At 60.4% G+C, this 1,031-nt stretch carries 1 protein-coding gene; it reads left to right on the plus strand.

Annotation, left to right across the window (positions count from 1 at the left end; genetic code table 11):
* A partial coding sequence (locus ACFMO7_RS02245; RefSeq protein ID WP_376793905.1) for a class I SAM-dependent methyltransferase occupies positions 1-632 on the plus strand: 632 nt, incomplete at its 5' end.
* Between the last annotated feature and the right edge of the window lie 399 nt (positions 633-1,031).

Consider the following 1,031-nt stretch of genomic DNA (forward strand, 5'->3'; position numbering starts at 1 on the left):
TCGGGGTTGATATCAGCGGAAGCGTCATCGAATATGCCCGTACCCAGGCTCTGTCGCGCGGCCTTGACAACGCGCACTTTCGAACGATGAATGTCATGCAGCCGCTGGACTTTGCCGATGGGACCTTTGACCTGATCAACGAGCGGCTGCTGTGTGGCTTCATGCTGCCGGCGGCCTGGCCGAAGCTGCTGGCCGAGTGCCACCGCCTGCTCAAGCCGGGCGGGATAATCAGGCTGACCGAAGCAGAGATGCCGCTCTCCACCAGTCCGGCTCTTGAGCGTTTTCATGCCCTGATGGCCGCCGCCCTCAAGCAGGCTGGCCAGAGCTTCTCGGCGGACGGGCGCCACATTGGCATCACGCCGGTCCTGCCCCGACTGGTGCGCCAGGCCGGCTTCCGCGACGTGCACCTGCGTGCCAGTGCTGTCGAGTGGTCAGTGGGAACGGAGGCCCACTACGGTGTCTTGAAGGACTATGTGATGGCTCAGGAGCTGATCTTGCCGTTTCTCATCAAGATGGGGGTAGCCAGTCGCGAGGAGCTAGAGCGTCTGAACCAGCTTGCCACTGCGGAGATGCAGCGAGAGGACTTTTGCGGGCTGTATACCCTGCTGACGGTTTGGGGGAGAAAGGGCTGAGAGTCGAAGGACTTGAACAAGGTGGTCCGCGACTCCCAGGGAGAGCCTCGTTACGCGTCACGACGAGCACCCGCCTCTCCCCATGGCCTCTCTGGGGTCGTGCACTGCTGAGAGGCACTATCAGATCAACGCGGTTCCAAGGGAGGTAATACCTCTTTAAGAGAGCGCAGATGCTGCGTGACTGCAGTAGCCCGATAGCTCGCAGAAGCCTTTGGTGCTCAAGCAGCCGGGGAACATCACGATCCTGAACTGGAGGAAATAGCCAGTACCATCATTTGGAACCCATTTATGCCTCTTCGCGCGCTGAGGCTGAAGAGCACTGCCGACACTTGCTGGCCCGTCATGGAGAGCAGGCCCATCTGATCGATCTGCGTCCCTATCCTCATGGCTTTGTGGTCA

This window comes from Thermogemmatispora sp., from assembly GCF_042408735.1.
Taxonomy (GTDB): Bacteria; Chloroflexota; Ktedonobacteria; order Ktedonobacterales; family Ktedonobacteraceae; genus Thermogemmatispora.